The 23,118-nt window shown below is 65.5% G+C and carries 20 protein-coding genes and 1 pseudogene; 11 read left to right on the top strand and 10 right to left on the bottom strand.

Annotation, left to right across the window (positions count from 1 at the left end):
* Positions 1-105: 105 nt before the first annotated feature.
* Entirely contained in the window at positions 106-645 is a 540-nt protein-coding gene (locus J6500_RS11715) for a class II aldolase/adducin family protein (protein ID WP_376707793.1), read from the bottom strand.
* 171 nt (positions 646-816) lie between these two features.
* On the opposite strand from J6500_RS11715, the gene ybaL reads away from it, so the two are divergent.
* Complete coding sequence (gene ybaL / locus J6500_RS11710; protein ID WP_225712845.1) at positions 817-2,544, top strand: YbaL family putative K(+) efflux transporter; 1,728 nt, start codon at positions 817-819, stop codon at positions 2,542-2,544.
* A gap of 31 nt (positions 2,545-2,575) precedes the next feature.
* Positions 2,576-2,812: a hypothetical protein gene (locus tag J6500_RS11705; protein WP_225712844.1), complete on the top strand. Its 237-nt coding sequence runs from the start codon at positions 2,576-2,578 to the stop codon at positions 2,810-2,812.
* A gap of 6 nt (positions 2,813-2,818) precedes the next feature.
* Here J6500_RS11705 and J6500_RS11700 read toward each other — a convergent pair whose 3' ends face one another.
* Genes J6500_RS11700 through J6500_RS11690 form a run of 3 tightly spaced genes read right to left on the bottom strand, consistent with a single transcriptional unit; the run spans position 2,819 to position 4,267 of the window.
* Positions 2,819-3,043 (bottom strand): hypothetical protein, encoded by a 225-nt coding sequence (locus tag J6500_RS11700; protein WP_225712843.1) that lies wholly within the window; start codon positions 3,041-3,043, stop codon positions 2,819-2,821.
* A gap of 37 nt (positions 3,044-3,080) precedes the next feature.
* Positions 3,081-3,368 carry a chaperone modulator CbpM gene (locus tag J6500_RS11695; protein WP_225712842.1) on the bottom strand — a complete coding sequence of 96 codons (288 nt, stop codon included), beginning with the start codon at positions 3,366-3,368 and terminating at the stop codon, positions 3,081-3,083.
* Positions 3,365-4,267 (bottom strand): DnaJ C-terminal domain-containing protein, encoded by a 903-nt coding sequence (locus J6500_RS11690; RefSeq protein WP_225712841.1) that lies wholly within the window; start codon positions 4,265-4,267, stop codon positions 3,365-3,367. The genes J6500_RS11695 and J6500_RS11690 overlap by 4 nt, the downstream gene beginning before the upstream one ends.
* Before the next feature lie 287 nt (positions 4,268-4,554).
* On the opposite strand from J6500_RS11690, the gene clpB reads away from it, so the two are divergent.
* The 4 genes from clpB (at position 4,555) to J6500_RS11670 (ending at position 9,467) form a co-directional block, all read left to right on the top strand.
* Complete coding sequence (clpB, locus tag J6500_RS11685) at positions 4,555-7,167, top strand: ATP-dependent chaperone ClpB (RefSeq protein WP_225712840.1); 2,613 nt, start codon at positions 4,555-4,557, stop codon at positions 7,165-7,167.
* Positions 7,168-7,330: 163 nt separating this feature from the next.
* The gene (locus J6500_RS11680; protein ID WP_225712839.1) at positions 7,331-8,377 is read left to right on the top strand and encodes a Dyp-type peroxidase; all 1,047 of its coding nucleotides are present in this window, start codon (positions 7,331-7,333) and stop codon (positions 8,375-8,377) included.
* Between the two features lies 1 nt (position 8,378).
* Positions 8,379-9,194 carry a family 1 encapsulin nanocompartment shell protein gene (locus J6500_RS11675; RefSeq protein ID WP_225712838.1) on the top strand — a complete coding sequence of 272 codons (816 nt, stop codon included), beginning with the start codon at positions 8,379-8,381 and terminating at the stop codon, positions 9,192-9,194.
* Positions 9,195-9,272: 78 nt separating this feature from the next.
* Positions 9,273-9,467, top strand: a complete 195-nt coding sequence (locus J6500_RS11670; protein WP_225712837.1) for a hypothetical protein — start codon at positions 9,273-9,275, stop codon at positions 9,465-9,467.
* Positions 9,468-9,490: 23 nt separating this feature from the next.
* Here J6500_RS11670 and J6500_RS11665 read toward each other — a convergent pair whose 3' ends face one another.
* Positions 9,491-10,786 carry an MFS transporter gene (locus J6500_RS11665; protein ID WP_376707791.1) on the bottom strand — a complete coding sequence of 432 codons (1,296 nt, stop codon included), beginning with the start codon at positions 10,784-10,786 and terminating at the stop codon, positions 9,491-9,493.
* A gap of 116 nt (positions 10,787-10,902) precedes the next feature.
* Here J6500_RS11665 and J6500_RS11660 point away from each other — a divergent pair, with 116 nt between their 5' ends.
* Positions 10,903-12,114, top strand: coding sequence for an amidohydrolase family protein (locus J6500_RS11660; RefSeq protein ID WP_225712836.1), 1,212 nt, complete (start codon positions 10,903-10,905; stop codon positions 12,112-12,114).
* A 116-nt stretch (positions 12,115-12,230) separates the two neighbouring features.
* On the opposite strand, the gene J6500_RS11655 is transcribed toward J6500_RS11660, so the two are convergent.
* Complete coding sequence (locus J6500_RS11655; protein ID WP_225712835.1) at positions 12,231-13,046, bottom strand: WecB/TagA/CpsF family glycosyltransferase; 816 nt, start codon at positions 13,044-13,046, stop codon at positions 12,231-12,233.
* A gap of 525 nt (positions 13,047-13,571) precedes the next feature.
* Between J6500_RS11655 and J6500_RS11650 the strand changes: the two genes are divergently transcribed.
* On the top strand, positions 13,572-14,708 hold the full coding sequence (locus tag J6500_RS11650; RefSeq protein ID WP_225712834.1) for a GNAT family N-acetyltransferase: 1,137 nt from the start codon (positions 13,572-13,574) through the stop codon (positions 14,706-14,708).
* 80 nt (positions 14,709-14,788) lie between these two features.
* On the opposite strand, the gene J6500_RS11645 is transcribed toward J6500_RS11650, so the two are convergent.
* Positions 14,789-16,009, bottom strand: a complete 1,221-nt coding sequence (locus J6500_RS11645; RefSeq protein WP_225712833.1) for an FAD-dependent monooxygenase — start codon at positions 16,007-16,009, stop codon at positions 14,789-14,791.
* 481 nt (positions 16,010-16,490) lie between these two features.
* Here J6500_RS11645 and J6500_RS11640 point away from each other — a divergent pair, with 481 nt between their 5' ends.
* A complete protein-coding gene (locus J6500_RS11640) occupies positions 16,491-17,837 on the top strand; it encodes a lipopolysaccharide biosynthesis protein (RefSeq protein WP_225712832.1) in 1,347 nt (448 codons plus the stop codon).
* Here J6500_RS11640 and J6500_RS11635 read toward each other — a convergent pair.
* Positions 17,836-18,111: pseudogene (locus J6500_RS11635) on the bottom strand (lipopolysaccharide biosynthesis protein); the annotation flags it as partial. The gene J6500_RS11640 and the pseudogene J6500_RS11635 overlap by 2 nt on opposite strands.
* Positions 18,112-18,372: 261 nt before the next feature.
* On the opposite strand from J6500_RS11635, the gene J6500_RS11630 reads away from it, so the two are divergent.
* Complete coding sequence (locus J6500_RS11630) at positions 18,373-19,563, top strand: glycosyltransferase family 4 protein (RefSeq protein WP_225712831.1); 1,191 nt, start codon at positions 18,373-18,375, stop codon at positions 19,561-19,563.
* 15 nt (positions 19,564-19,578) lie between these two features.
* Positions 19,579-21,141 carry a glucosamine inositolphosphorylceramide transferase family protein gene (locus J6500_RS11625; RefSeq protein WP_225712830.1) on the top strand — a complete coding sequence of 521 codons (1,563 nt, stop codon included), beginning with the start codon at positions 19,579-19,581 and terminating at the stop codon, positions 21,139-21,141.
* A gap of 16 nt (positions 21,142-21,157) precedes the next feature.
* Here the strand turns inward: J6500_RS11625 and J6500_RS11620 are convergent, their stop codons facing one another.
* Both J6500_RS11620 and J6500_RS11615 read right to left on the bottom strand, forming a co-directional pair.
* On the bottom strand, positions 21,158-22,357 hold the full coding sequence (locus J6500_RS11620; protein WP_225712829.1) for an ABC transporter substrate-binding protein: 1,200 nt from the start codon (positions 22,355-22,357) through the stop codon (positions 21,158-21,160).
* Between the two features lie 50 nt (positions 22,358-22,407).
* Entirely contained in the window at positions 22,408-23,109 is a 702-nt protein-coding gene (locus tag J6500_RS11615; RefSeq protein ID WP_225712828.1) for an SDR family NAD(P)-dependent oxidoreductase, read from the bottom strand.
* Positions 23,110-23,118 lie beyond the last annotated feature (9 nt).

The following is a 23,118-nucleotide window of genomic DNA, read 5'->3' as shown; positions in this document are numbered from 1 at the left end:
CGGCATGAGATCATATGCTCACAGCATGAGCAATAGATCAGGACTCTTGCGCCCCCCCTGACGATTCCGCGAGGAACCGCGCGGGGATAGCCGCCCCACCGCTCGTCATTTGCCGGTTCGCCGCCTGGCGGCGCGGCGGGGCGCCGCCTTCGCGATCCGCACCGCGGGCTTTTCCGTCCGCAGGCCGTAGCTGGCAAACCCCTTGGCCGTTTCGGCGATCTGCTCATCGGTCAGGATGACGCGGGTGTCGAGCGCGAGCGAAAGGTAGTACTGCCGCGCCAGCGTCTCGAGCTCGACGGCGAGCCACATCGCCTTGTCGAGATCGCTACCCACCGCGATCATGCCGTGGTTGGCGAGCAGGCAGCCGTTGCGGCCCTCGAGCGCCGCGATCGCAAGCTCCGACAATTCCTTGGTGCCGTAGCGCGCATAGCCGGCGCAACGGATGTCGCTGCCGCCGAACGCCGCGATCATGTAGTGGCAGGCCGGAATCGGCTTGCGTGCGATCGCCAGCACCGTCGCATAGGTGGAGTGGGTGTGCACGACGGCGCCGGCATCGGGCCGGGCGCGCATGATGTCCAGATGGAAGCGCCACTCGGTCGATGGGGGCAGCGGCCCGTCCCAGGTTTCCTGCGCTGCGGACGGTATGACAAGGCAGCGAGCCTGCTGCGCCGAATCCGCCGCGCAATGTCACGAAATGGCCCGATCCACGTCAAGATTCAACGCAGGCGTTCGGCGGCGATAGTGTTCGCCTCGCACCGGTGCGACCGCCTCAATTGGTCGCGGTGCATCAGCGGCGATGCTGTGCGACAAGGCGAAATGCCGCATGACACGCCGCTGATCGCGACCATCGTCGCAGGTCTTGGACTCGCCTTCGTCTTTGGGACAATCGCCCAGCGCTTCCGGGTTCCGCCGCTGGTCGGCTATCTGCTCGCCGGCGTCGCCGCCGGGCCGTTCACGCCGGGCTTCGTCGCCGACCAGGCGCTGGCGACCGAACTCGCGGAACTCGGTATCATCCTGCTGATGTTCGGCGTCGGTCTGCACTTCTCGCTGAATGATCTGATGTCGGTCCGGGCGATCGCGGTCCCCGGGGCGGTTGCGCAAATCGCGGTCGCGACGCTGATGGGGCTCGGGCTGTCCATGCTGATGGGCTGGACCGTCGGCGCCGGCCTGGTGTTCGGCCTCGCATTGTCGGTCGCCAGCACCGTCGTCCTGCTGCGGGCCTTGCAGGAGCGCCGGCTGATGGACACCGAGCGCGGCAAGATCGCGGTCGGCTGGCTAATCGTCGAAGACCTCGCGATGGTGCTGGCGCTGGTGCTGTTTCCGGCGGTGGCAAGTTTCCAGGGCGGCAATGGCACAGCGCTCGCCGCCGATCCGCTCGCCGCCCGCTTCGGCCTCGGGCTGACCGGCGTGCTGGTGCTGACGCTGATCAAGATCGCGCTGTTCATCGCGCTGATGCTGGTGGTCGGACGGCGGCTGATCCCGTGGGTGCTGCACTACATCGCGCATACCGGATCGCGCGAGCTGTTCCGCCTCACGGTGCTGGCGATCGCGCTCTGCATCGCGTTCGGCGCCACCAAGCTGTTCGGAGTTTCGCTGGCGCTCGGCGCGTTCTTTGCCGGCATGATGCTGCGGGAATCGCCGCTCAGCCAGCGCGCGGCGCAGGAGACCCTGCCGCTGCGCGATGCGTTCGCGGTGCTGTTCTTTGTTTCGGTCGGCATGCTGTTCGACCCGATGAGCGCGGTCCGCGAGCCCTGGCCGCTTGTCGCGACGCTGTTCGTTATCGTGGTCGGCAAGTCGCTCGCCGCACTCCTGATCGTGCTGGCGTTCCGCCGGCCGATCGCGACCGCCTTGATGATCTCGGCGAGCCTTGCCCAGATCGGCGAGTTTTCCTTCATCCTGGCCGAGCTCGGCGTCGCACTCGACCTGCTGCCGAAAGCCGGCCGGGATTTGATCCTGGCGGGCGCGATCTTCTCGATCATGCTCAATCCACTGGTGTTCGCGGTGGTCGACTGGCTGACCGCGCGCCTCGAGAAGCCCGACGTCTCGTCGCCGGTAGCCGCGACGTCGGAAGCCATCCCGGTCACCGCACTGACCGACCATACCATCCTGGTCGGCTACGGCCGGGTCGGCAGCATCGTCGGCGACGCCCTGCATCGGCGCAACGCACCGTTCCTCGCGGTCGAGGCCTCCGACGATACGGTCGCAAAGCTGAGGCAGCGCGGAATAGAAGCCCTGATGGGCAATGCCGCGCGCGCCAGCGTGCTGCGGGCGACCAACCCAGCCGCCGCGCGATCGCTGGTGATCGCCATTCCGGAAGCCTTCGAAGCCGGACAGATCGTCGAGCAGGCACGCGCGGCCAACGCCGGCATCCAGATCATCGCGCGCGCCCATTCGGACGCCGAGGTCGACCATCTGAGGGGGCTCGGCGCCGATATCGTGATCATGGGCGAGCGCGAGATCGCCCGCGGCATGATCGAAGAGCTCGACAGGCATCCAAATGCCGCCACGCAAGATACGCGGACGGCCACGCATTCAGCGGCCTGAGCGCGCTCCGCGCGAGTGGAAAGGAGAACGGATGGCATTCAAGAGCCCGCATGTGGCGCTGGTGTCGTTCTCGGTCGAGATTGGCGCCGATGGCATGACCAACGTCATGCTGATCGAGACCGACCTGCATCTGAACGCCCGCCCTCCGGGCTATGATGCGGCCGCCGTGCAGCGGCTGGTGCGCGATGCGCGGGACTATCTTGCCGGCAACGCCGATCAGGTCGTCGCTCTGATCCGCCTGGTCTCCAACCGCGGCGGCCAGACCTGACAGCCATCAGCCGCCGAGGAACGCCGGCGCCAGGTCCTCCTGCACGATGATGCCGGCGGCTTCGGGCGTCAGCGCGCTGCCGACCAGGTCGAGATTCATCGCGGCTTCGAGCAGCATCGCGCGGACGTCGTCGGGCGTCAGCACGCCCTTTGCGACAAGCTTGCGCACCAAGGCCTGCAGGATGAGAACGTCGATCTGCCCGTGAGCAAGCGGAGCCGCCTTTTCGACCATGATCGTCTCCTGGATGATTTCCGTCGTCCAGCAGCAGCTAGGTGCCCTGGCGCGGCGATGACCGCTGCATGTCCTTCTGCAACAGCTCGAACGCCCGGCGCAGGCCGTGAAGCTGATCGACCAGATGCAGGATGACGTCGATGCCCTCGTCGTTGACGCCGAAATCGCCCTTCAGGTCGTGGATCAGATGCGCGCGGGCAACGTCGGTCTCGGAGAAGGTATCCTCGTCGGAGACCCGATCCGGAAGCAGCCACTGCTGCTCGATCCAGAACTCCAGGGTCCGTAGCTCCAGGCCCGCACTGCTCAAAAATTGCTGCTTGTTCATGACGCACCATCCTCGCGCGGATTGAATGCCTTGCGATCCCATTTCTCGACAAACGCCTCGAGCTCGGGATCGGGGCCCTTGGGCAGGACCACCTTGAGCCTGACGAACTCGTCGCCATGGCCGCCGCCGACATGCGGCGCGCCCTTACCGCGCAGCCGCATGGTGGTGCCGGTGTTCGATCCCTTCGGCACGGTCATGGTGACATCGCCGGTCGGTGTCGGAACGCGCACCTTGCCGCCGAGCACCGCCTCGGACAGCGAGATCGGCAATTCCAGCGAGATGTCGTCGCCCTCGCGCGTGAAGCGCGGGTCGGGGCGCACCTCGACCTCGATCAGCGCATCGCCAGGGCCGCCCTTGCCGGCGCCCGGCGCGCCCTTGCCGCGCAGACGGAGGATCTGCCCGTCGACGAGGCCCGGCGGGATCGTCACGTCGAGGGTGCCGCCGTCGGGCAAGGTCAGGCGCTTGCTCGCGCCCGTGATCGAGTCGGCGAAATCGACCGTCAGGCTGTAGTGCAGGTCGCGCCCGCGCCGGTTGGCGCGCGCCTGCTCGCTGCGCCGGAGCAGCTCGGCGAATGCATCGTCCGAATCCATGTAGTCGGCATAACCGGACGCGTCGGCGTAGGGATGAGCCTGGTCGGCGTTGGCAAAATCCCTGTAGTAGCGATGCTGCGGCCGTTCGGCACCGCTCGCATCGATCTCGCCGGCGTCGAAGCGCTTGCGCTTGTCGGCATCGCCAAGCAGATCGTACGCCGCCGTGACTTCCTTGAACTTCTCTTCGGCGGCCTTGTCACCGGGGTTGAGATCCGGATGCAGCTTCTTCGCCAGCTTCCGATAGGCCTTCTGGATATCGGCCGCCGACGCCGTCGCGGCAACGCCAAGAATCTCGTACGGACTTCGCACGGCAAGCTCCGCAACATCATGAGTTCTCCCCGAGCATGAGGGCGCAAAACTGCTGCATTTGCAATAATTGAATTTCACCTGCGCGGCGGCTGTCATCGGCCGGAACTTCGGTCATTGACTATGGCCGGAAACGATCACACGATGAGTCCAGGGTGGGTGGCCTGCCGAGCCGGCATTGCGGCTCGGCAGATCAAATGATGGATGTCATCGTTCCGCCATCTGTCGCCGGCGTGAATTGCGTGGCATGCAGGACTCTCGACAAGCAATTGCTGCCTTGAGGTGCCGCGATGAACATAGAGAAATACACCGACCGCCTGCGCGGCTTCATCCAGTCGGCACAATCGCTCGCAGTACGCGAGGGACATCAGCAATTCTCGACGCTGCACCTCCTGAAGGTGCTGCTCGACGACGATGAGGGCCTGGCGGCGGGCTTGATCGACCGCGCCGGCGGCAATTCGCGTGCGATCCTCAGGGCGACCGAGGAGGCGCTGGCGAAGGTGCCGAAGGTGAGCGGCGGCGGCGCCGGGCAGATCTATTTGGCACCGGAGACCGCGCGCGCCTTCGCCGCGGCGGAGCAGGCCGCCGACAAGGCCGGCGACAGCTTCGTCAGCGTCGAACGCCTGCTGCAGGCACTCGCGGCCGACCGCGACAGCGAGGCCGGCAGGCTGCTCGCCAAGGGCGGCGTCACGCCGCAGAACCTCAATGCCGCGATCAACGCGCTGCGCAAGGGCCGCACCGCAGACAGCGCCTCGGCCGAGAACGCTTACGACGCGCTGAAGAAATATGCCCGCGACCTGACCCAGGCGGCGCGCGACGGCAAGCTCGATCCGGTGATCGGCCGCGACGAGGAGATCCGCCGCACCATCCAGGTGCTGTCGCGGCGGACCAAGAACAACCCCGTGCTGATCGGCGAGCCCGGCGTCGGCAAGACCGCGATCGTCGAGGGCCTGGCGCTGCGCATCCTCAACGGCGACGTGCCGGAAAGCCTGCAGGACAAGGCGCTGCTCGCGCTCGATCTCGGCGCGCTGATCGCGGGCGCGAAATACCGCGGCGAGTTCGAGGAGCGGCTGAAGGCGGTCCTGCAGGAGGTGACGTCGGCGGAGGGCCGCATCATCCTGTTCATCGACGAGATGCACACGCTGATCGGCGCCGGCAAGGCCGACGGCGCGATGGACGCGTCCAACCTGTTGAAGCCCGCGCTCGCCCGCGGCGAGCTGCACTGCATCGGCGCGACCACGCTCGACGAGTACCGCAAGCATGTCGAGAAGGACGCGGCGCTGGCGCGGCGCTTCCAGCCGGTGTTCGTCTCCGAGCCGACGGTCGAGGACACCATCTCGATCCTGCGCGGCCTGAAGGACAAATACGAGCAGCATCACGGCGTCCGCATCGCGGATTCGGCGCTCGTTGCCGCCGCCACGCTGTCGAACCGCTACATCACCGACCGCTTCCTGCCCGACAAGGCGATCGATTTGATGGATGAGGCGGCGGCGCGGCTGAAGATGCAGGTCGATTCCAAGCCCGAGGAGCTGGATACGCTGGATCGCGACATCATCCGGCTGAAGATCGAGCAGGAAGCGCTCAAGAAGGAGACCGACCGCGGCTCGATGAGCCGGCTCGAGACATTGGAGAAAGACCTCGCCGAACTCGAGAAGCGATCGGCCGACATGACGACGAAATGGCGCAACGAGAAGAGCAAGCTCTCGGACGCGCAGAAGATCAAGGGCGAGCTGGAGCAACTGCGCACCGAGCTCGCCAATGCGCAGCGCCGCGGCGAATTCCAGAAGGCCGGCGAGCTCGCCTATGGCAAGATTCCCGAGCTGGAGAAACGGCTCGCCGCGATCGAGGCCAGCGAGACCTCCTCGGCGAGCGAGACCGTGACCGCCGACAATATCGCGCAGGTGGTGTCGCGCTGGACCGGCGTGCCGGTCGACAAGATGCTGGAGGGCGAAAAGGACAAGCTGCTGCGCATGGAGGAGATGCTCGGCAGGCGCGTCGTCGGCCAGGCGCCCGCGGTGCGCGCGGTCTCGACCGCGGTACGCCGCGCCCGCGCCGGCCTGCAGGACCCGAGCCGACCGATCGGCTCGTTCATGTTCTTAGGTCCCACCGGCGTCGGCAAGACCGAACTTGCAAAAGCGCTCGCCGAATATCTGTTCGACGACGAGACCGCGATGATCCGCCTCGACATGTCCGAATACATGGAGAAGCACTCGGTGGCGCGGCTGATCGGTGCGCCGCCCGGCTATGTCGGCTATGACGAGGGCGGCGCGCTGACCGAAGCGGTGCGGCGGCGGCCCTACCAGGTGGTGCTGTTCGACGAGATCGAGAAGGCGCACCCAGACGTGTTCAACGTGCTGCTGCAGGTGCTGGACGACGGCCGCCTCACCGACGGCCAGGGCCGCACCGTCGATTTCCGCAACACGCTGATCATCATGACCTCGAACATCGGCGCGGAATATCTGGTCAACCAGCCGGAGGGCCAGGATACCAGCGCCGTGCGCGAGCAGGTGATGAACATGGTGCGCGCGCACTTCCGTCCGGAATTTCTCAATCGCGTCGATGAGATCATCCTGTTTCACCGGCTGCAGAAGAGCGAGATGGGCCGGATCGTCGAGATCCAGTTCGCGCGGCTCAGGAGGCTGCTCGAGGATCGCAAGATCGAGCTGCAGCTCGATCCGAAGGCGCGCGACTGGCTGGCGGAGAAAGGCTGGGACCCGGCCTACGGCGCCCGCCCCCTGAAGCGGGTGATCCAGCGCAGCGTGCAGGACCCGCTGGCCGAGATGATCCTCGCCGGCGAGGTGCGCGACGGCTCGCAGGTGAACATCTCCGCGACCAAGGCAGGCCTCACCTTCAACGGCAGGAAGCCGGAGAGCACCGCGGCGGACGAATTCGAATCGGTGTGAGACGCGCGAATTTTATCGACGATGCACGATGTCGTCGCCGCGTCGTCTGCCGACATCATATGCTGCCCTTGTCAAGGTTCCCGTTGCGTGCTCCTGTTGCGCATGCTGGCTGCCCGGCCCTGCCCCCTGTCGCGTGAAAGTGCCGTCCAGTAAGGAGAGATGCGTGCCATCAGCCGTTCCGCAACCGGTCGCTGCGAAGCTGACGCGCGCCGCCATCTTCCTTGCCGTCACGATCAAGCCCGATCCGGCGTTCGACGCGGTGGTGCGGTCGCTGTGCGGTGATCTCACCGCCCTGGTGCGCGCGGTGGGATTTCGCGATCTCGAGGGCCGGCTGTCCTGTGTGATGGGGATCGGCTCCGATGCCTGGGACCGGCTGTTCGGCGCGCCGCGGCCGCAGCATCTGCATCCGTTCCGCGAGATCCGCGGCGTTCACCACGCGGTGGCGACACCGGGCGACCTATTGTTTCACATCCGCGCCGTGCCGATGGATTTGTGCTTCGAGCTGGCGACACAGATCATGACGCGGCTGGGCGATGCGGTCGCCTCGGCCGACGAGGTGCACGGCTTCAAATATTTCGACGAGCGCGACCTCCTGGGCTTTGTCGACGGCACCGAGAATCCGGAGGATCAGGCAGCGTTCGACGCCACCATTATCGGCGACGAGGACGCGGCGTTTGCCGGCGGCAGCTACGTCATCGTGCAAAAATACCTGCACGATCTGGCGAAGTGGAATGAAGTTCCGGTCGAGATGCAGGAGAAGATCATCGGCCGCACCAAGCTGTCCGACATCGAGCTCGACGACGCGGTGAAGCCGAGCTACGCGCACAACGCCCTGACCACGATCGTGGAGAACGGCGAGGAGCTCGACATCGTCCGCGACAACATGCCGTTCGGCAACATCAGCAAGGGCGAGTTCGGCACTTATTTCATCGGCTACGCCAGGTCGCCGCAGCGGATCGAGCAGATGCTGCAAAACATGTTCGTCGGCAAGCCGCCGGGCAATTACGACCGCCTGCTCGACTTCAGCCGCGCCGTCACCGGCATGCTGTTCTTCGTGCCGTCGGCGACCTTCCTGGAGGACGCGGCGAACGTCGTGCCCGCGCCCGCGCAACCAGCGCTGGATGACGATCAGGCCGGCCAGACAGAAGCACCACGAATACCGCCGTCCGACGGCTCGCTCGGAATCGGCTCACTGAAAGGAGAGGCTTGATATGAATAACCTCCATCGGGGACTTGCTCCCATCTCGGACGCGGCATGGGCCCAGATCGAAGAGGAAGCCTCCCGCACGCTGAAGCGTCATCTTGCGGCGCGCCATGTCGTCGACGTCGACGGCCCGAAGGGCGTCGACTTCGCCGCGGTCGGTACCGGCCATCTCAAGCAGATCGCGACGCCGGGCAGCGGCGTCGAAGCGAACCAGCGCGACGTCAAGGCGCTGGTCGAGCTGCGCGTTCCGTTCGAGCTGTCGCGCGCGGCGATCGACGATGTCGAGCGCGGCGCCAATGATTCCGACTGGGACCCGCTGAAGGAAGCGGCGCGGAAGATCGCCTTCGCCGAGGACCGCGCCGTGTTCGACGGTTACGCCGCCGCCGGCATTCAAGGCATCCGCCAGGGCACCAGCAACCCGGTGCTGACGCTGCCGTCGAGCGTCAAGAACTATCCCAGCGTGGTGGCGCAGGCGGTCAGCCAGCTGCGGCTGGCCGGCGTCAACGGCCCCTACACGCTGCTGCTCGGCACCGAGCCCTACACCGCGATCGGCGGCGCCACCGACGACGGCTATCCGGTGCTGCAGCACATCCAGCGCCTGGTCGACGGCAAGATCATCTGGGCGCCCGCGATCGAAGGCGGCGTCGTGCTGACGACGCGCGGCGGCGACTTCCAGCTCTCGATCGGCCAGGACCTCTCGATCGGCTATCTCAGCCATACGGCGACCGCAGTTCAGCTCTACTTCCAGGAGACGATCACCTTCCTGATGCTGACCAGCGAGGCGTCGGTGGTGCTTGCGCCGGAGGCGAAGAAGCCTGCCTGACGGGCGGCGTCACATCAGGCGGCCTCGGCTGCCTTGCGGGGGATGTCGTTCACACGCGGAATGGAGAGGAGTTGTGCCATGCAGGACTACGATCTCTACATCAACCCGAAGAAGGCATCGGTCGGGCTCTATGTCCGCAAGGGCGCAGGCCTGCCCGACCTTGCCGACCCCAAGGAATGGGTGTTCGACGGCACCTCCGCACAGGCCAGTCTGCCGCCCGAGCTCGTGAAAGAGGTCGAGGCCAACGGCCACGCCTTCCGCGATATGGATTGAGCGCCGGTCTCGGCGCTCGTATCTCACGTGTCATACTTCGCCGGTCTTGGCGCGGTCTCCGGCATCAGGCTCATCGCGATGAGCCCGACCACGGCCGCGAGCAGCAGGTACCAGGACGGCGCCAGCGGATCGCCGGTGACGTGCAGGAGCCACGTCACCACGAGCTGCGCGGTGCCGCCGAAGCTCGCGATCGCAACCGCATAGATGGTCGCGAACACGCCGCCGCGGATGCTCTGCGGCAGCGCTTCGGTGAAGGCGGCATAGAACGCGGTGAACGGCAGCGAGCCAATGAACGACACGATGCCGAAGCCGAACAGCAGCGACCACGCGCCGGGGGCCTGCACGATCCACAGGAAGGCGGGATAGGTCAGCACCAACACCACGAGCTGCGGCCAGATCATGATCGGCTTGCGCCCGAAGCGGTCGGCGAGCCAGCCGCCGAGCAGCGCGCCGATCACCTGCAGACCGTTGCTCACCAGCGAGACCGTGAAGGCCAGCGACGGCGCCACGTGCAGCGTGGTCTTGGCGTAGGTCGTCATATACTGGGTGACGTAGGTCGAGATCGTGCCGCTGGCCAGGATCATCACCGCCAGCACGATGACGCGCAGATGCCGGCGCGCCAGCTTGAGGTGGCTCGAGCGCTCGGCGATATCAGCCGCGTGCGCGCCGTGCGGGATCGTCTCGGGCAGCGTGCGGCGCATCCAGATGCCGAACGGCAGGCAGACGGCCCCGATCAGGAACGCGACGCGCCAGCCATAGGCTTGCAGCATGTCCGGCGCCATCGTGCTGCTCAGGACGACGCCGACCAGCGCGCCGGCGGTTGCCGCGATCTCCTGGCTGGCCGGCTGCCAGGCCACCACGAGGCCGCGATCCCTGGGCGGGGCGATCTCGATCAGATAGGCGGTAGTCGGCCCGACCTCGCCGCCGAGCGCAAATCCCTGCACCATCCGCGCCACGATGACGATGATCGGGGCCACGATGCCGATCGCCGCATAGGACGGCGTCAGCGCGATGGTCAGGATCGCCGCCCCCATCAGCGCAAAGCTCAGCAGCATGGCCGGCCGCCGGCCGACGCGATCGGAGAAGATGCCGAGCACGATGCCGCCGATCGGCCGCGTCAGGAACCCGGCGCCGAAGGTCGCGAGCGACAGCATCAGGCTGCCGTATTCGCTCGTGGCCGGAAAGAAGGTGTGGCCGATCTCGGTCGCGAAGAAGCTGTAGGTGATGAAGTCGTAGAACTCCAGCATGTTGCCGATGGTCGCGGCAAAGGCTGCGCGTCTGACGTCGAACTCTTGCTTGATCTCGCTGTCCGGCAACAAATCTCGGTTCCTTGTAGACGCGCCGCGGCGGAGTATTATTCCTCCGGCCATGCCGGGCAAGGCATGGCAACCCCTGCGCGATCGCATACGGGTTGCAATCGACAAGGACAAAGGTCATGGCGTCCGACAAACTATTCGTCAATGCACGATTCGGCGATGGCGCAAGCCACACCATGCTGGTTCGCAACGGCCGCATCGTTGCAATCGATGGCAACAGCGAACAGCCCGACGCGACCGAGATCATCGATCTCGGCAATGCGCTGGTCGTTCCCGGCTTCGTCGAGGGGCACATCCATCTCGACACCAGCTTCTACGGCGACGCCTGGCGGCCGCACAAGCCGTGCACCAACGGTTTCAACGTTCACGAACGCGTGGCCTTCCAGGCCGAGAATCTCGCCGCTGCCGCGCCGATGGACGTGCGCGCGCGGAACCAGCTCGATCTGTGCATCGGCCACGGCACGACGCACATGCGCAGCCATGTCATGGTGGATGGTTCGGTGGGCCTGACGTCGCTCGAGACCGTCCTGAAAGTCCGCGAGGAATACAGGGGCCTGATCGACATCCAACTCGTGGCTTTTCCCCAGAGCGGCATCCTCAGCAGTCCCGGCACGCCGCAACTGCTCGACGAGGCGATCGGGCTCGGCGCTGACGTCGTCGGTGGTCTCGATCCCGCGAGTTTCGACCGCGATGTCGAGGGGCACCTCAATGTCGTGTTCGGCGTGGCGCAGAAGCACGGCGTCGATGTCGATATTCATCTTCACGATGGCGGCATGCTCGGCGCGTTCGAGGTCGAGCAGATCGCGGCGCGGACGCGCGCGCTCGGCATGGCGGGCCATGTCGCGGTCAGTCACGCCTACGGGCTCGGCGACATCCCCGCCGATGCACTGAAGAAGACCGCCGACATCGTGGCGCGCTCAGGCGTGGCGATCATGACCAATGCGCCGGGCAGCCGGCCGTTTCCGCCCGTCGCCCTGCTTCGCAACGCCGGCGTCACCGTGTTCAGCGGCAACGACAACATCCGCGATTCCTGGTGGCCCTATGGCGACGGCGACATGTTGGGACGCGCGATGATGATCGGATACCGCAGCGGCTTCTACACCGACGAGGAGCTCGCCGTCGCGTTCGATCTCGTCACCGCGGCCGGCGCCCGGGCGCTAGGACTTGAAGACTACGGCCTGCAGGTCGGCGCCAAGGCCGACTTCGTCACGCTGAACGCGGCGCATGTCCAGGAGGCCGTGGTCGCGCGGCCGTCGGGCCGCGCGGTGTACAAGGGCGGAGTTCTCACGGCGCGCGACGGTCAGGTCGTCACAGGTGGCGCGCGCTCCTGACGCGAATGCCGGCAGCTGCGCTTGGTGGGATGAGTCGGATATCGCTTCGCTCCGTCATCCGATGGAGCGCGTGACATCGGCGCATTTTCCACTGTCATCACAAATCGTAGAACAGCTCAGTCGCGCTTGGGAAACGACGGCCGGGTCTTGTTGAACAGCAGGTAGAGCGCGTGCGGATTGGTGGTGAGGTAGCGCCAGAACAGCCGGCGCGGCTCGAGCCAGAGCCGCCAGGCCCATTCGAGCCCGACCATCTGCATCCACCGCGGGGCGCGCGAGCGTGAGCCCGACAGGAAGTTGAACAATCCGCCCGAGGTCTTGATGACGCCGACATTGCCGAGCTGTGGCATGAACTCGTCGACGAAGGCCTGCTCATAGGGCACGCCGAGCGCGACCCAGAGGAAGTCGGGCGCCAATGCGTTGATCTCCTCGACCTTGGCGCGCAGCGCCTCGCCGCGCAGATAGCCGTGCGAGTGGCCGACGATCTTCAGGTTCGGATACGCCCTGCGGACGTTGGCGACGGCGGTCTTGTTCTCCGCCTCGTCCGCGCCGAACATGTAGAAGGTCAGGCCGAGCTCCTCGGCCTTGCGCGCAACGACGTGGAACAGGTCGGTGGTCGCGACGCGTTCGGGGAGCGGATTCGGCGAGCGCAGCTTCGACACCATGACCAGCGGCTGGCCGTCGGCATTGATCAGGTCGGCGGCGCGGAACAGCCGGTCGGTGATCGGCTCGCTCGAGCAGCGCGACAGCACCTCGCCATTGGCCGAGGTCAGGTACAGCGGCCGGTTGACCCGCCGCTTCGGGTACACCGCGTCGACCATGAAGTTGGCGGTCTGTTCGCAGTCGAGCACGGCAAGCCGCAGCCCGCCCACGCTGGCGCGAACAACGTCGGCGGTCGCAGCGCGGCCGACAGGGTTGATCCGGCGCTCAGTCATATCAGCGGCCTCGCCCCGTGCCGATCGAAGGTCCGACGTGTCCGCGGCGGATTCCGATTTTGTGCCACGCGGAGTGTTGCAAATCCGGACAAGCGGAGCAGCCGTGTCGGAATTGGCACGCCGAGCCCGGTCGCGATCCTGTCGCGCGGGCGAAATTGCGTGCGAAACGCGGGCGTTTTGACTGTGACTCAACATTTCACCAAGGACTCCCATACTTCCGGGTCCCTTACTGCAACATCCGGTCCAGAGCAGCCATGGCGCGTACCGCGGCGATCGGTTCAACCCCGTCAAGATTTCATTAAGGATAACGCCGGGGCATGATCGCCAACGACGTCTCTGGAACGGCAGGCGGTGAAGCACGCGCGCCGGCGCACAAGCGGGGCGACGCAGACATACGAGGCAACGATCCGGGCAAGACGTTAATACAAATCGCATTCCGCCGGTGCGTCAACCCGCCGCTCTCTGCTATAACGCCGCAGCGTCGGCTTGGCGGGCGCGCTCATACCGGCGATCGTTTGGTTTCACATGATTCAGAATGATGATGCGTTCGATGTCTGCATCGACGACACATTCGACTTCCTGTCTCGAGAATATGCCGAACTGTTCAAGGGTTCGGACGCCACCGCGTTTCAGCATCCGCTGTGGCTGGACAGCCTCTACCGCAAGCTTGCCACCGCCATGGCGGCGAAGCCGCTGGTCGTCGTCGTTCGCCGCCGCGCCGGTGGCGCGCTGGCGGCGGTGCTGCCGCTGCTGCGCGTGCGGCGCGGCCCGATGCGGACGATCGAATTCGCGGACCTGCGCGTCTCCGATTACCTGGCGCCGGTCTGCACGGTGAAGACGTTCGCCGATCTGCTCCGCGACGAAGCCGCATGCCGGAAGCTTCGGCAGCTGCTTCGGCCGTTCGACCTGCTGCGCGTTCCCAAGCTGCTCGACGCAAGGATGCCGATCGAGACCCTGCTCGGGGCGCCGCACCGCGTCTCGATGGACACCAACGCCTATGCGACGGTGCTGACCGCGCCGTTCGAGCAGTGGCAGATCAACGCGCTCGGAAAGTCCTATCAGAAGGAGCTCGCCAAGAAATGGCGTCAGATCCATAGGAAGGGCAATCTGACATTCTCCTGCTGCAATGACAGCAGCTCCATCCGCGAGGCCATGGAGACGATGAAGAAGTTCCGCGGCCCGCGGTTTCACGCCCAGGGCGACGGCGACCTGCTGCAGCGTCCGGAATATTTCGACTTCTACTCCGACGTGGCGCTTCGCGGTCTCGGCTCGTTCTCGCGCCTCTACGCCATGAAGATGGACGGCAACGTGATCGCGACCGCGCTGGGACTATCGCACCGCGACAGCCTGCTCGTGATCATGACCGGGTTCGACATCGAGGGATACAAGAGCCAGTCGATCGGCGCACTGACCTTTGAAAGCGTCGCCAGGGATTGCATCGCGCGCGGCGACCAGGTGCTGGATTTCACCATCGGCGACGAGCCGTACAAGAAGCAGTTCGGCGGGCAGCCGACCCCGATGTCGAGCGTAACGCAATCCGGCAGCACCGCGGGCGCGATCGCCCTGCTTGCGCTGAAGCAGGCGCCGTGGATCAAGCAGGCCGCCAAGCGCGTGGCCGAGCTCAGGATGTCGCCGATCAGCACATCGACCTGGACACGCTAACTCGCGACAGGGTCGGTTCGAACCGCCGTCCCGCATCAGTTCCTTTTGAGCCTGATCTTCTGAAAGGCCGCGCTAGCCGGCTATCGGAGCGCACCCCGGACGCGCGCGATCCAGCCCGGCTGAATCCGGTCGATTCGGTACGCGATCATGCGCCGCAGGAAATGCAGCCGCCGGCGCAGGCTCCACTTCACATCGTTGCTCAGCGTCAGGGCTTGCCGGAAGAACGCCATCTGCAGGGAGTAGCGGTCGGCGGCGAGCTTGTCGCGGTCGGAATAGAACTGCGCGATCTTCTCCATGCCCATGCCGTCGGTCTCGAGCCAGCGCGGCACATATTCCGTGCACAGACGTTCGACATCGACCAGCAGCCGGCCGAAGCCGGTTCCGGCGGCGGGGCAATTGGTCTGGAACGCATCGCCGATCAGCACGACGCCGGGCTGCAGATGTCCCTCGACCGCCGACAGGTCCATCACCCAGTTCTGTACCGGTCCGACGACATCGAAATCCCCGAGATAGCGCTGCAATCCCGGCATCAGGCGCAGCAGCGTGCGCCTGGTATCGCGACGCAGGTCGCGCATGATCGGATCGTTCGGATCGCGGAACATGAACAGGTTCGCCCGCATGCCGGTCGCCACCGGAAACAGGCTGAGATAGTCGACGCCGTCACCGGTCTGTTCGCCATAGCAGGTCAGCGCCTCGAAGCCGAACGGCGCATTGTCCGGACGCGCGATCATGAAGCCGAACGAGACCGAATGGCGCTCGGCAATGATCCGGCGCTGAATCCCAAGGCTGTATCCCAGCGCATTCGCCATGCCGGTCGCGATGATGACGAGGCGCGAGGTGACACGCCTTCCCGACGCCAGTTCGAGATGTTGACGATCGTCGCTGCAGCTGACCTTGGTCACCTGATCGAACATGACGCTGGATGGGTCAGACGTCAGGCCACGGGCCATGTGGACGATGCTGGCATAGGAAAACCCGTAGGCCTGGCCGACGCTGACATCCACCAGTTTGCCTTGCTTGATATTGATGATCCGGCCGTATGGGGAGCCGACGGCCTCCATGCCGTCAATGAAACCGAGTCGGCGGATGAGATCGAGCTGCTGGCCGCCGATCTTCTCGACGCGGAATTCGTCCGGCGGGACGGTGCGCTTGTCGATCAGGGCGACCCGGTATCCGGCTCGCACCAAGACGGCGCGTGCAAGCGACCCTGCCACCCCGGCGCCGACGATGGCGACGTCTACGTCGATGGTTTCGGCCTCGGGATTTGCGACCGACCTGGCAATGCTTTCGTCAACAATCATTTATTTCCGCTCCGCGGTGACTGCCGGCGGAACTGCAATATCCTTGCCTGCCGTGCCGGGCCGCGGGATTGGACGCTGCGCGTTCGGCATTCAGGTTAACGGTGCCGCCGAGACCGCTGACGCAGCCCTCCCGGCACGCGGCTTGCACCTCAACGCGCGTCATGAAGCGGTATTTGCTGAAGGTTCTGTTGCCGGATGATCGGTCTACGGCTCGATTTCGCCCCTCGGGGCGTGCGGTCACGCGCTTTCGATGCTCCCTCCGTTCCGTCGGTGCTGTCGCGCCAGCGGTCCGGTATGGCCTCTGCCTGCGCCGTTTGGAGACAGCGGAGAAACAGCCGTTCCAGAATGGAGCAAGACGGCCCGGCCTGCATCGGTGCGAGCCTAGCCAAGACTAACGGAATCTCAGCAAGATTTCATTAACACTCCAGAATGCACCGAGTGGTACGCTCAACAGCTTGACAGGATTGCGACCCTGGCCGTCATGTTTTCCTCACTTCTCCAACTGATGCGGCGCGATGTGACGCGCGGCATGGCCGGCACCATCCTGCTCAAGGTCGGCAGCGGTGGGCTTGCGTTCGCGCTGTTCTCGCTGGCTGCGCGAACCATGTCGCCCGACGCGTTCGGCGATTTCGCCACCTGGCTTTCCGTTGCCCAGATGGCCTCCGTCGTCGGTCTGGTCGGCCAGGAGCTGCTGCTGGTCCGCTTCCTCAACGAGTATCAGGTGCGGGGCGAGGCCGATCTCACCAAGGGTGTGCTGCTGTCCAGCCTGAGGAACTCCGCGATCGGCATGCTGATCGCGATCGCCGCCATCTCGGCCGCGGCGTGGCTTCGCGGCGAGTGGTGGCTGATGATCCTCGCGGTCGCCGCGTTCACCGCTGTCAATGCCGGCCTGATGCTCGGCAGCCAGACTGCGCGAGCACTGGTCAGCATCCTGATGGGCGAAGGCAACCGCGAGTTCTTCTGGCGGGTCGCCGTCGTCCTGCTGCTGATCGCGGCGCTGTTCGGTCACCGGCAACTCAGCCCCACCGAAATGCTGACGGCGATGACGGCGGCCATGTTCGTCGGACTGCTCGTACAGATCGTTGCAATCGTGCGCGCGCTGCCGAACCTGCGTGAGGTGACCGCCCGTTCCGAGCCGTCGCGCTGGCGAACGAGCGGGTTCCGCTACTGGCTTGCCTCGATTCTCGAGGCGGCAAACCAGTATTTCGATGTCATCCTGGTCTACTGGATGCTCGATCCGGCAACCGCCGGCATCTACTTCGCGGCCTCCCGCCTCGCCAACATCTTCGCCATGCTCTCGGCCGCGCTGTACACCTTCGGCGCACGGCGGCTGCCTTCGCTGTACTTCAGCCAGAATTTCCGCGGGCTCGAGCATACGCTGAAGTTGATGGCGGAGGTCACCGCGCTTTGCGTCGTCACCGGGCTGGTGATCGTCTGGGTCGGTGCGCCGCATTTGCTGGGCCTGTTCGGGCCGCATTTCGCCGAGCAGAAGTGGGTGCTGATCGTGCTTGCGCTCGGGACGGCGATTCAGGCGGCCGGCGGTCCATCGGCGACGATCCTCCAGTTGACCGGACACGAGCGCGAATACGTTCCCGTCCTTGTCGCGAACGTCACGCTGCGGCTCGCGGGATTTCTCGTCCTGATCCCCTGGCTCGGCGTGCTCGGCGCCGCGATCTCGGCCACCGTGTCGCTGACGCTCGCCACCGTCGCGCTCAACGTGCTGTGCCGCCGGCGGGCCGGCGTTGACCCTTCGGTTCTGGCGCTATTTCACCTTGGATCTTCGAAAGCCGGCGGCTATCGGGTTCGCGTTGCAGACACGAACGAGTGAGCTCGATCGCTGCGATCAGCAATGGAAGCGGAAGAAGGGTCGGACGCACCGGCGGCGTCGCCGGCGAAACGATCTTGGCCTGGGAGTTCAACAGCCGGCGCTGCTCTTCGCTCGTCTTGTAGCGCGACAGGAACTGCTCGTAGATGTTCTTGTTGGCGTCCGCATCGCGTTGCAGGTCCTGCAGCCTGACCAGCGCCTGGCCGTCGACCAGGATCTGCGATTCGGCAGCCTTCAGCTGATCTTCCAGCGCCTTCTGCTGGTCGCGCTGGGTGTCGTTATTCCGACTTCCGCAACGCAAATATCTATAGTTAATCGCCGGTTACCCTTACTTTCCGCGGCCGTAACCAATTACTTAACGAGCCGTCTGTAGTCTTGCCCGTGAGACGATCCATTGCCATCCACGACCAACGTTTGATTGCCCTAAATGAGCAGTAACCTCAACACGCGCTACCCGGTGCACGATCGACCGTCGCGTGATACGGACAGAAACAAAAGTAGAGGGGGCGGATCCACTCCTTCAACGGGTGAGGACTCGGTGCTCCATTTCACGCCAGTCACGGAATTGCGCGCGGTGCCGGCCGTATCACCCGCTCGGCCGGAGCACGGCAGGCGTGCGCGGCGCATCCTCCTGGTGCAAACCCAGGCCGAGAACGCCGGCGCGCAGGAGATTTCGCGGCTGCTCGGCGCCGGCCTCACCGCGCGCGGCTATGACGTCGCCAACCTGTTCTTCTTCCGCAAGTCGGACTCCTTCGACGAGCCGCCCAATACGTTCTACTGCGCACAAAGCCGGCCCGGAAATCCCGTGGCGCTGCTGCGCATGCTGTGGACCCTCGCCGGTCATATCAGGACCATCAGGCCTGACGTCGTCCTGACCTTCCAGCACTTCGGCAATGTCATCGGCGCCGGCGTGTCGCGCCTCGTCAGTCGCGCTCCCGTGATCGCCAATCAGGTGTCCTCGGCGATGTCGATGAGCTGGCCGGTTCGCGCCGCCGACATCGTCATGGGAAGCGTCGGCTTCTTCCAGTGCATCACGTTGAACTCAAAGGATATGGAGCGCGAATACGCGCGGTATCCCGCCCCTTATCGTGCGCGCATGAAGCATGTGCCGCACGGCTTCGACGACAAGTCGCGCAGCCTGCCCAAAGAGATCGCCCGGCAGCAGTTCGAGCTGCCGGCGGATCGCGTCCTGCTCGGCTGCGCGGCGCGGCTGCATCCGCACAAGCGGCTCGACGCAGCGATCCGCCTGCTCGCCGGCGAGCCGTCATGGCACCTGGCGCTCGCGGGCCAGGGCGCGGATGAAGCCCGGCTACGAGCGCTGGCCGACGGGCTGAACGTCTCCGACCGGCTGCACTTCATCGGGGAAATTCCGCCGAGCCGCATGTCGGACTTCCTGGCCTGCCTCGACGTATTCGTGTTTCCCTCGCAGGCCGAAACCTTCGGCCTTGCCGCGGTCGAAGCCGCCAGCGCCGGCATTCCCTGCGTCGTGAACGACCTTCCTGTTCTGCGCGAAGTTCTGTCCTTCGAAGGAAAGCCCGCGGCCATCTTTGTCGACGCGGCGAACCAGGCCGCGCTGTCAGCCGCGGTCTCCGGAATTTTGACCGATCAATCGCTCCGCGACAGGTTGCGGCAAAGCGCCGAGGGACTGAGGTCGCGCTATTCGCTCGACAGCATGATTGAGGAATACGTCCAGATTCTCGACGCGGCCCTTGCAAGAGGCACGCATTAGACGGATGGGCCGGACATGATCATCCAGTTTCGTTGCGAACGTGAGCATGCCCGGCGCTGGATGTGCCGGGAGACGCTGCGCGTCAATGGCGAGGATGTTCCCGTTCAGATCGCCTGGACCGCAACTGTGGAGGCACGGCCGGCGGGCCTCGAAGCGCTGTTCGCGCTCGAACGGCTGCTGCTGCGCAAAGGCAAGGCCGGCGGCGCCGACGCGCTGCGTGAAATTCCGCAACGATCGCCGGCCGAGGCCGGCCATGCCGACGTGGTGGTCGATTTCACCGGCGCCGCGCGCGATCCGAACTGTTCCGCCGGGCTCTATCTTCGCCCATGGTTCAATGGGGCGGCGGGTGAAAACGCCGCGCTCGCGGCGATTCTCGCCGGCGACCTGCCCGTCATCGAGATCGTCAACGAGGCCGACGGCACCGTCATGGACCGCGGTCATCCGTCCGCGGAAACCGCTGATGGCCTGAGCGGCGGGCTCGATACGGTGATGGCCCGGACCCTGTCCATGCTGGCGGTGGTTCTGTCGGGCGCTCCGCGGCTGGTGCCGCAGTTCGCTCGTCCGACCGGCGCTGCGCTAAAGCCCGCGCCGTATGTCCTGCGCGGCCTGGCCGCGTCGATCGCGAAGGAGATCTACCGCCTCTGCTGCTACGCGCCGCACTGGCATGTTGGCTGGCGCTACAGCGAGAACACCAATGTCTGGCGCACCGGCGATCTGTCCGGGCCGGCCTGGCAGGTGCTTGATGATCCCGGTCACCGCTTCTACGCTGATCCGTTCCCGGTCAAATGGCAGGGACGCACATTCGTCTTCTTCGAGGACCTCGACCACCGCGTCGGCAAGGGCACCATTTCCGCGGTCGAATTCGACGGCAACGGGCCGGTCGGCAGCACGGTGCCGGCGCTGGAAGAGCCCTGGCATCTGTCCTATCCGTTCCTGATCGAGCACGACGGCGAATTGTGGATGATCCCGGAAAGCACCGCGCATCGCGACGTTCCGCTCTACAAATGCGTTCGCTTTCCGGACAAGTGGGAACGTCATGCGACGCTGCTGTCCGGGCTCGAACTGGCCGACGTGACCATCACGCAGCACAACGGCCTGCACTACATGTTCGGCGCCTGGCGCGACGGCACCGGCGGATATTCCGACACGCTGGCGATCTATTACGCCGAACAGCTGTTCGGCCCCTGGCTGCCGCATGCAAGCAACCCGATCCTGATGGACCGCGCAACCACGCGCCCGGCGGGCAACTTCGTGACCATCAACGGCTCGCTGTGGCGTCCGGTGCAGGATTGCTCGACCGGATATGGCGCGGCGCTGGGGCTTGCGGAAATCCTCGAACTGTCGCCGACGACGTACCGGCAGGCGGTGCGCCACCTGATCAAGCCGGGTCCGCTGTGGACCGGACGGAAGCTGCACACGCTCAACCGCTGCGGCCCGCTCGAGGTGATCGACGGATCGCGGGTTCAGCCCAAGACCGCGGGGCTGCTGAGCGGAGTTCGTCCCCGCGACCGGTCATCGAACGGCGATGGCAGCGCGCGCTGGCAAAGCCGCTCGCAAGGCAGCTTCACCAGCGCGTAGGTGCTCGCACCGCGCGTCAGTCGAGGTCGGCGCTGAGCACGCCGCCGAACTGCTCCCAGGAGCTTCCGGTCCAGCGTTGCAGCTGAAGCTGCGTATAGGCCATGCTGTTGTCCGGCCCGGTGTCGATTGCAATGCCCGGCATCAGCGTCGGCAGCACCAGGGCCTTGATGCTGCGCGCCTGCCTGACGATGTTCTCACGCGACAGGTCGTCGCCGCACTGCTTCAACACCTGCTCCAGGATCTGGCCCTGCTGCGTGCCGAACAGATAGTTGTTGTCGCCGATATCGGCGCCGGGCAGATATTTCTCGAAGTGGGCGTGGTACCACTTCATGCCGGGATCCTCGGCCCATCTCTTGTCATTCGGATCCTTGGTCACGGTGGCGGCGACGACACCGACCGCCTTGTCGGCTCCGGCCGGCACGATGGTGGCGGAGACCGAGCTCGACACGTAGTTGATGATGATGAGCGGCGACCAGCCGATCTCGTTCGCCTTCTTGATCGCCTGTGCCGTGAATTTCGGCGTGCCGGCGATCAGGAACGCCTGGGCGCCCGACGACTTCAACGCCACCACGCGGGATTCGATGGTCGGCTCGGTGACCTCGTAGGGCGACGTCACCACCTTCCTGTCGAACTCGCCCTTCAGCGCCTCCTTGAACGCGGCGACGAAATCGCGGCCGAGATCGTCGTTCTGGTAGAGGATCGCGATCTTCGCATCGGGCGCGGTCTGGGTGATGTATTTGGCGTAGATGCGTCCCTCGGTGCTGTAGCTCGGCAGCCCCGTCGTCGTCATCGGAAATTCGGCGAAGTTCGCGAACTTGGTGGCGCCACTGACGACGAAAAGATGCGGCACCTTCTTTGCCGTCACGTATTTGATGGTGGCGCCGATGCCGGGCGTGCCGAGCGGGCTGAACAGGAACGCCACCTCGTCGCTCTCGATCAGCTTCCTGGTCTGCTCGACGGCCTTCGGCGGCGTGTAGGCGTCGTCATAAGTGATCAGGTTGATCTTGCGGCCGTTGATGCCGCCGCGGTCATTGACCGAGTTGACGTAGGCGATCAGCCCCTTGCCGGTGTTGCTGAGCGGCGAGGCCGGGCCGCTGAACGGAAACGTCGCCCCGACCTTGATCTCCGACTCCGAGACGCCGGGCGTCTGCGCCACGGCGGCGCCAGCGGCGAGCGAGGCCAGCACCGCCGCGGACAGCGCAATCGTCTTCAACATGATCAACTCCTCCCAAATCTATTTGCGAATTGAGCGCTGCCGCGCGGCGGCTACCAGCTCTCACCAAACGGCCTGATCTCGACGTTGAACGACCATGCGCTGCGGTCCTGATGCACGGTGTGCCAGACCTCATCCGCGATCGCGCTCGGCTTGATAAAGAAATCGTCCGGCCGCTCCGGCCAGCGCCTCCGCGTCCAATCCAGGTCGATCACGGCATCGATCACGACATAGGCGACGTGGACGCCTTGCGGGCCGAGATCGCGTGCCATCGCTTCGGCGAGGATCCTCTGCGCCGCCTTGGTCGGCGCAAAGCCGGCGAAGCCGGCCTTGCCGCGCAGCGCCGAGGTGTTGCCGGTCGCGACGATGGCGCCCTTGCCAGCGCCGATCATCGCCGGGGCAAACCGCCGCGCCAGGTACAACAGCCCCATCGTGTTGACCTGGAAGTTGCGATTGAGGATCTGCGGATCGATCTCGCGGAAGGTGCCGAACGCACCGTCGACGGCGTTGTGGATGACGACCTCGGGGCTGCCGAGATCGCGCTCCACAGCGGACGCCATCGCCTCGATCTGCGCGGCATCGGACACGTCGCACCGATACGCCTTGGCGCCCTGCAGCTCGTTCGCGAGCGCGGTCAGCCGCTCCTCGTTCCGCGCCAGCATCGCGACGCGATAGCCGCCTTCGGTGAACCTCCGGGCAAGCGCGGAACCGGTGCCCGGGCCGACGCCGGATATCAGACAGACTGGTGCGGTCATGCGAACGAT

The organism is Bradyrhizobium semiaridum (genome assembly GCF_020329505.1).
In the GTDB taxonomy this organism is placed as follows: domain Bacteria; phylum Pseudomonadota; class Alphaproteobacteria; order Rhizobiales; family Xanthobacteraceae; genus Bradyrhizobium; species Bradyrhizobium semiaridum.
This window is presented reverse-complemented; position numbering and strand designations above follow the sequence as displayed.

Excerpts from the sequence above, each read along its gene's own strand:
- J6500_RS11670 (WP_225712837.1), top strand. The coding sequence starts at position 9,273 with ATGCAGGACTACGATCTCTACATCAACCCGAAGAAGGCATCGGTCGGG.
- J6500_RS11640 (WP_225712832.1), top strand. The coding sequence starts at position 16,491 with ATGTTTTCCTCACTTCTCCAACTGATGCGGCGCGATGTGACGCGCGGC.
- ybaL (WP_225712845.1), top strand. The coding sequence starts at position 817 with ATGCCGCATGACACGCCGCTGATCGCGACCATCGTCGCAGGTCTTGGA.
- J6500_RS11650 (WP_225712834.1), top strand. The coding sequence starts at position 13,572 with ATGATTCAGAATGATGATGCGTTCGATGTCTGCATCGACGACACATTC.
- J6500_RS11705 (WP_225712844.1), top strand. The coding sequence starts at position 2,576 with ATGGCATTCAAGAGCCCGCATGTGGCGCTGGTGTCGTTCTCGGTCGAG.
- J6500_RS11620 (WP_225712829.1), bottom strand. The coding sequence starts at position 22,357 with ATGTTGAAGACGATTGCGCTGTCCGCGGCGGTGCTGGCCTCGCTCGCC.
- J6500_RS11615 (WP_225712828.1), bottom strand. The coding sequence starts at position 23,109 with ATGACCGCACCAGTCTGTCTGATATCCGGCGTCGGCCCGGGCACCGGT.
- J6500_RS11700 (WP_225712843.1), bottom strand. The coding sequence starts at position 3,043 with ATGGTCGAAAAGGCGGCTCCGCTTGCTCACGGGCAGATCGACGTTCTC.
- J6500_RS11660 (WP_225712836.1), top strand. The coding sequence starts at position 10,903 with ATGGCGTCCGACAAACTATTCGTCAATGCACGATTCGGCGATGGCGCA.
- J6500_RS11655 (WP_225712835.1), bottom strand. The coding sequence starts at position 13,046 with ATGACTGAGCGCCGGATCAACCCTGTCGGCCGCGCTGCGACCGCCGAC.
- J6500_RS11625 (WP_225712830.1), top strand. The coding sequence starts at position 19,579 with ATGATCATCCAGTTTCGTTGCGAACGTGAGCATGCCCGGCGCTGGATG.
- clpB (WP_225712840.1), top strand. The coding sequence starts at position 4,555 with ATGAACATAGAGAAATACACCGACCGCCTGCGCGGCTTCATCCAGTCG.
- J6500_RS11695 (WP_225712842.1), bottom strand. The coding sequence starts at position 3,368 with ATGAACAAGCAGCAATTTTTGAGCAGTGCGGGCCTGGAGCTACGGACC.
- J6500_RS11675 (WP_225712838.1), top strand. The coding sequence starts at position 8,379 with ATGAATAACCTCCATCGGGGACTTGCTCCCATCTCGGACGCGGCATGG.
- J6500_RS11645 (WP_225712833.1), bottom strand. The coding sequence starts at position 16,009 with ATGATTGTTGACGAAAGCATTGCCAGGTCGGTCGCAAATCCCGAGGCC.